This window comes from Streptomyces fulvoviolaceus, from assembly GCF_000718165.1.
Taxonomy (GTDB): domain Bacteria; phylum Actinomycetota; class Actinomycetes; order Streptomycetales; family Streptomycetaceae; genus Streptomyces; species Streptomyces fulvoviolaceus.
The window spans coordinates 23586-29585 of the sequence record NZ_JOEY01000082.1 but is presented as its reverse complement, the minus strand read 5'-3'; the positions used below and the strand labels follow the sequence as shown (position 1 = coordinate 29585).

The window sequence follows — 6000 nt, the reverse complement described above, 5'->3', positions numbered from 1 at the left end:
CGATCAGCAGCTCCTGGCCAAGACCTTCGTCGAGCTGGCGGACAACCTGGTCGCCGACTTCGACCTGATCGACTTCCTGCGCCTGCTCACCGACCGCTGCGTAGGGCTGCTCGACGCGAGCGCCGCCGGCGTGCTGCTCGCCGACCGGGACGGCAAACTCCGCGTCATGGCCGCCTCCGACGAACAGGTGCGTCTGCTGGAGCTCTTCCAGCTCCAGAACGACGAAGGCCCCTGCCTCGACTGCTTCCGCACCGGAGCACCGGCGATCATCCCCGACCTGACCCGGGAGATCGACCGCTGGCCGCGCTTCGTCACGGCGGCCCACCGCAGCGGCTTCGGGGCGGTCCAGGCCCTGCCCATGCGCCTGCGGGAGGAGACCGTGGGCGCCCTGAACCTCTTCCGCGCCGCCCCCGGGCCCTTCGACCCGGCGGGCACACTCATCGCCCAGGCCCTGGCCGACGTCGCCACCATCAGCCTCCTGCAACAACGCACCACCCAACGCGGCACGGTCCTCAACGAACAGCTGCAGACCGCGCTGAACAGCCGCGTACTGATCGAACAGGCCAAGGGCAAACTCTCCGAACGCCAGAGCATCGACATGGAACAGGCCTTCACCGCCCTGCGCGGCTACGCCCGTTCCCACAACCGGCGCCTGTCCGATGTGGCCCGCGCCTTCATCGACGACTCCGAACCCCTCCCCGGACTGGGCGTCTGACCACCGGCCGATCGCACCGGTCGATCACCGCCCGTGCCCCGGCACGTCGTCATGACGCCCTCCCCAGATCACGGGCCTCGGCCAGCACCTGGCGGCGCAGGCGTGCACAGGTGCGGGTGATCAGACGGGAGACGTGCATCTGGGAGACGCCGAGCTGCAGACCGATGCGGGCCTGCGTCATCTCGCAGAAGAACCTCATGTACAGGATCTGGCGTTCGCGTTCGGGCAGGGCCCGCAGCAGGGGTCGTAGCGCCTCGCGGTTGACGACCAGGTCGAAGCCGGGCTCCATGCCACCCAGGGTGTCGGTCAGCGGGTGGCCGCCCGCGAAGCGGCCGGGCAGGGCGTCCAGGGACTGGGCGGTGAAGCTCTCCAGCGCCCCCTGGCCCAGCCGTACCTCCGCCTCGGTCAGCCCGGTGTGTGCGGCGATCTCGTGGACCGCGGGTATGGCTCCGCCCAGCGACGTACTCAGCTCACGGTCGGCGGAGCGGACCTGGCCACGCAACTCCTGTACGCGCCGCGGCACATGCACGATCCAGAGGTCGTCACGGAAGTGCCGCTTCACCTCGCCGAGGATCGTCGGTATGGCAAAGCTCGGGAAGGCGGTGCCGAGGCTCGGGTCGAAGCGGGACACCGCCTTGACCAGGCCCAGTTGGGCGACCTGCTGGAGGTCTTCGAAGGTCTCACCGCGATGGCGGAAGCGCCGGGCCAGCCGTACGGCCATCGGCATCCAGGCGCACACCACCTCCTGGCGCAGCGCGGACCTCTCCGGACCGTCCGGCAGAGCGGCGATACGGCGGAACGCGGCATCGGTGTCCGGCGCGTCGTCGTAGTGGTGCGCGCTTCGTGGGCCCTGCGTGCGTACGTCCGGCATGGGCACGTGTCTCCCTGATCGGTGGCGTCACTGACCGTGGGAGTCGGCAGACCGAGCGCAGCACACAAGGGAGCAGCGAACATCGCTCCCACGGGCGTGCCTCCGGTCTGAAGCACCGCGGACGAGTTCCCGGACAGCCCGGTTTCAAACAGGCTTCCGCGACACAACCGCGGCTGCCCACGGAGGGATACGGCGCTACCGTTCAGCTGCCTGCGTCCCAGCGGCCCCGTGCCCCCAACGGGCCCCGGGGCGGCGCCGGTCCGGGGCTATGCTGCTGTACAGACGTCCCGGACCCAGGCGCCGCACCGCCCATCGGCCACGATGGCACTCCCGTACCTCTCCCGGTTTTCCATCTCCCGGTCTTCTGAACCGAGGCGCCCCATGCGCACCCCGCGGCATCCACACGAACCCGAAGGCTCAGAGCGTCCCGTCCTGGACACGGTGCGGCTGCGCCGGCTGAACCGCTGGCAGGCCGAGGGCCTGCGGGAGGACCTGGCGGATCTGTACGTGGAGTCGTCCGTCACCCCGCCCGGCGACGAGTTCCGCGGCCGGCAGGAGTTCCTGCGCCGGCTGGAGCACGACGTACAACTGCCGGGATTCGACATGCTGGTCGCCGAGGCAGAGGGCTTGACCGGCTGTGTCTCAGGGATCCCCGTGCCGCGCGACGGCTCCTGGTGGCAGGGGTTCGACGGACCGCTGCCGCAGAACCTGGAGCAACTGACCGCGTCCGGGCATGTCTTCGCCGTCCTCGAAACCGTCGTCCATCCGCACCAGCACGCCCTCGGGCTCGCCCGCCGGCTCCAGGAGCGTCTGCTCGCCGACCACCAGTCCTCGCTCGGTGTCACCTTGGTGGATCGGTCCGCCCGTTCGGCCTGGGCCGCCTTCCGGGACTGGGGCTGGCAGGAGGCGGGGCGGATCCAGCGCCCACCCGGCCCAACGGCCTTGCACGTACTGGTTCTTCCTCTTGGTGAGCGCACGGAGGACCATCCCGACGGCCTCGCCCACAACGACCGGACCCAACGGCCCGAATAGCCGCCCGCACCGACCGGACACGGCACGTACCGAGGCGTGGAGGAGCGGGTGGAGCTGTCTCCGGAACAGGAGACGCGGCGGATCGCCGCAGTGCGTCGTTACGACATCCTGGACACTCCGCCCGACGGGGCGTTCGACCGGATCGCCGCACTGGCAGCCCGCCTCTTCGACGCTCCGTCCGCCACGGTGACGATCGTGGACACCGACCGGGTCTGGTTCAAGGCCGCGTACGGTCTGACGGGCGTCACCCAGATCGGCCGGGACCCGGGGCTGTGCACCTCGGCGATCCTCACCGGCGGCCCGCTGGTCGTCCCCGACACCCTCGACGACCCGGTCGCCCGCACCCACTGTCTGGTGACCGGTCCGGCTCGGGTGCGCTTCTACGCCGCCGCCCCGATCACCACCGGCGACGGCCACCGCCTGGGCACCGTGGACGTCATGGACACCGAGCCACGCCGGATCACACCGGACCAGGCCACCGCCCTGACCGACCTGGCCGCGCTCGTGATGGACGAACTGGAGTTACGGCTGTCCGCGCTGCGCATGCTCCGGGTGGAACGGGAACTGGTGGAGGTCGAGCACGCGGCACGGGAGCGCGCCGAGCGGGACCGGTCGGAGATCGCCGCGTATGCCTCCACCCTGCAGCGCACCCTGCTGCCCCCGGCACTGCCGGAGGTGCCGGGCCTGGAGGCCGCCTGCCACTACACCACCGCCTCGGTCCACGACGTCGGCGGCGACTTCTACGACGTCTTCCCGCTCGGCGCCGGACGGTGGGCGTTCTTTCTCGGTGACGTCAGCGGCCGGGGCGCACCGGCCGCCGCGCTCACCTCGCTGATCCGCTACACCCTGCGCTCCACCGCCCTGCTGGAGCGCGACCCGTGTGCCGTACTGCGGACGCTGAACTCCGCTCTGCTGTCGGCATCGTCCGACGGCAGCCGCTTCTGCACCCTGGTCTTCGGCACCCTCTCCCCCGATCCCACGGGCGGTTTCGCCCTCACTCTGGCCGGAGGCGGCCATCTCCCGGCCCACCATCTGCGACCCGCCCGCCGTGACGGCCCCGAGCGGGCGGTCGCCCGGACCGAGCCGGTGAGCCTGGCCGGAGGGATGCTCGTCGGCGCCCTGCCGCAGGCGGACTTCGTCTCCCGGGCCGTTCGGCTCCTGCCCGGCGAGGCGCTCTTCCTCTACAGCAACGGACTCACCGAGGCCCGTACCTCCCGAGGCGCCCGGTTCGGCGAGAGCGGCCTGGCCGCCCACCTCACCCACCATGCCGCCACCAACCGGGCCCTCGGGGCCGCCGCGATCATCAGCGACCTCACCTCGCTGCTGGACACCTTCCCCGCAGGGCCGGCCGACGACGTCGCGCTCCTCGCACTCAGCGCGACCTCTGCGACACCCGCGACGGCGCCCTCCGGAGCCTCGGGCACCGCGCACACGAGCCTGCCCTTTCCGGTGGATGTTTAGGTTCCACGAGGCGGGCTACACAGCAGGGCGTCCGACGGCCGTTCTGGACGAAGGCACCGGAGGGTTGAGCTCACAGCTCCCGGTGCCGTCCGATGGACGCGCATTCCGTCACCCCCGGTCCGCCGTATGGAGGCGCCGCAGCTCCCGGCGGAACTCCCGCTGTATCGGTTCCGGGAGCGTCTCGTCCTTCGTCGTGGCGACCAGGGCCGCAGCCACGTCCCGGAGCTTGACATTGCAGTGCTGCGACACGCCCACCAGCAGATCCCACGCCCGCTCGCTGGAGCACGGCGCCAGGACCATCACCATGCCGCGCGCCTGGTCGATCACCGCACGGGTTGCCAGCGCCCGCCCCAACTGTTCGTTCTTGGAGCGCAGTTCGGCGACCTCGGCCAGCAGAGCCGCATCGCCTGCCGAGGGCGCACTCGAGGGCACAGCCGTCAACAGCGGCCGCTCTTCACGGTGCGTGGTCAGTTGGTGCGTGGTCAGTCGGTGCATGGTGCGTACCTCACAGGGCAGTCATCCTGTCCGTAGGTGGTCAGCGGCGCGCCAGTTGCCGTTCGCCGGCCGCACCGGGCTTGTAGGGCAGGCCGTAGTGCCTGAAGATCGTTTCCTCCTGGTCGGCGGGCAGCACGTCGTCGGTGCCGATCGAAGGGGCCTGTTTCACCAGCGCTTTGGCATAGCCGACCTTGAGATAACCCGGCCCGGCGATCACGTCGTCCAGGGGGACGAAGACCAGCCGGTGCCGGGTGGGCAGTCCGGTCCGTACGGTGGCCATGGCCGGCTCGTCGGTGGTGGTGTCCACGTAGACCGCCTCCAGCACACCGATCTTGTGCGAGTCGGTGTCGACGACGTCGCGGTCGCGCCACTCCCGGAGATCGGCAGCGTGAATCATGACCTTCTCCTTCCGGACGGCTCATCCGCCCAGGCGACGACCACGGCCGCAGCCGACGTCCGGATGCCGGGCCCGTCCATCGGTCAGCCGCGGCGTTCGTGGTCCCGACGGTCCTCGCGCCTCCAGCGCGCCCGGTGCTGACGGCTGTAGCGACGGTCCCAGCGGTCCTGACGATCCCGGCGGTTCTCGTAGTCGCGGTACTCCCCGAGGTCGGAACCGTCGCGGCGGATCCAGCCTCCCCCGCGATCGCGGCCGTAGCGGGTGGCGCCGAAGACCAGCACGGCCGCGGCCACCCACCAGAGGGGGTCGAGGAAGCCGAGGCCGAACAAGGCCACGATCAGGATGAGAAGCAGAACGAACACGGCGGGCCTCCCCAGGCGGAGCAAAGCATCACTGCCGGGGGCCGGGGCCTGTACGAACAGCGTAGCTCTCCCCAGAGCTTGCGGACAGCGGCCCACGTCAGCGTCTTCCGCCGGGACCTGATGGCCCTCGACGTCTGTCCAGGGAGTACGGCGAGGGATAGCGTGCACGGTACGGCCCGAGCCCCCGGCAGCGTCGATCACCTCTCGCGTCCCTTCGAGGGCGCACCTGGCGCATCGGTGCCGGAACCTGCCGCGTTCACCAACGGGCCACTCCCGCACCCGCCGTCGCTACGCGATCCCTGCGCAGCCTCGATGCGCCCCATGCGGGCCACGCTCCGCTGCCCGCCGTGTCGCACGTATCCCCCAGCAGGCGGTACACATGTACGCGCTCATCGTTCCGGCCTCGGTCCCCTTCGTCCTGCTCGCCACCGTGATGGGCCTGTCCTGGTGGGAGGACCACATCCTGCCGACGGCCGAGCCGGTCGAGGCTCCGTTTCCACCGACGGCTCCTGCCCGGCTCCGGGAACCCGCCGGAGTAGACACCGCGTTGACACAGGCGGTTGGCGGGCGTTGACTGAAAGCAGGCGTGGGGCTGTACCGCTCCGGAAATCTCCGGGCGAGGCCTTCCACCTTCCGCTTCGCCCGGCCCCCGCGGAACGCAGGAACT

General features: G+C 70.8%; 8 protein-coding genes. 4 read left to right on the top strand and 4 right to left on the bottom strand.

Annotated elements, in window-relative coordinates; all coding sequences use genetic code 11:
• A partial coding sequence (locus IG08_RS0149295; RefSeq protein ID WP_063757854.1) for a GAF and ANTAR domain-containing protein occupies positions 1-715 on the top strand: 715 nt, incomplete at its 5' end.
• A gap of 49 nt (positions 716-764) precedes the next feature.
• Here the strand turns inward: IG08_RS0149295 and IG08_RS0149290 are convergent.
• Positions 765-1586: a SigB/SigF/SigG family RNA polymerase sigma factor gene (locus IG08_RS0149290; RefSeq protein WP_030620144.1), complete on the bottom strand. Its 822-nt coding sequence runs from the start codon at positions 1584-1586 to the stop codon at positions 765-767.
• A gap of 381 nt (positions 1587-1967) precedes the next feature.
• On the opposite strand from IG08_RS0149290, the gene IG08_RS0149285 reads away from it, so the two are divergent.
• Both IG08_RS0149285 and IG08_RS0149280 read left to right on the top strand, forming a co-directional pair.
• Positions 1968-2618, top strand: a complete 651-nt coding sequence (locus IG08_RS0149285; RefSeq protein ID WP_234343182.1) for a hypothetical protein — start codon at positions 1968-1970, stop codon at positions 2616-2618.
• Between the two features lie 48 nt (positions 2619-2666).
• Positions 2667-4079 (top strand): PP2C family protein-serine/threonine phosphatase, encoded by a 1413-nt coding sequence (locus IG08_RS0149280; RefSeq protein WP_043457246.1) that lies wholly within the window; start codon positions 2667-2669, stop codon positions 4077-4079.
• A 108-nt stretch (positions 4080-4187) separates the two neighbouring features.
• On the opposite strand, the gene IG08_RS0149275 is transcribed toward IG08_RS0149280, so the two are convergent.
• The 3 genes from IG08_RS0149275 to IG08_RS0149265 form a co-directional block, all read right to left on the bottom strand.
• Entirely contained in the window at positions 4188-4574 is a 387-nt protein-coding gene (locus tag IG08_RS0149275) for an ANTAR domain-containing protein (protein ID WP_030620137.1), read from the bottom strand.
• Between the two features lie 40 nt (positions 4575-4614).
• The gene (locus IG08_RS0149270) at positions 4615-4971 is read right to left on the bottom strand and encodes a PRC-barrel domain-containing protein (protein ID WP_030620133.1); all 357 of its coding nucleotides are present in this window, start codon (positions 4969-4971) and stop codon (positions 4615-4617) included.
• An 83-nt stretch (positions 4972-5054) separates the two neighbouring features.
• Entirely contained in the window at positions 5055-5333 is a 279-nt protein-coding gene (locus IG08_RS0149265; protein WP_030620130.1) for a hypothetical protein, read from the bottom strand.
• 379 nt (positions 5334-5712) lie between these two features.
• Here IG08_RS0149265 and IG08_RS0149260 point away from each other — a divergent pair, with 379 nt between their 5' ends.
• Entirely contained in the window at positions 5713-5907 is a 195-nt protein-coding gene (locus tag IG08_RS0149260) for a hypothetical protein (protein ID WP_030620126.1), read from the top strand.
• Positions 5908-6000 lie beyond the last annotated feature (93 nt).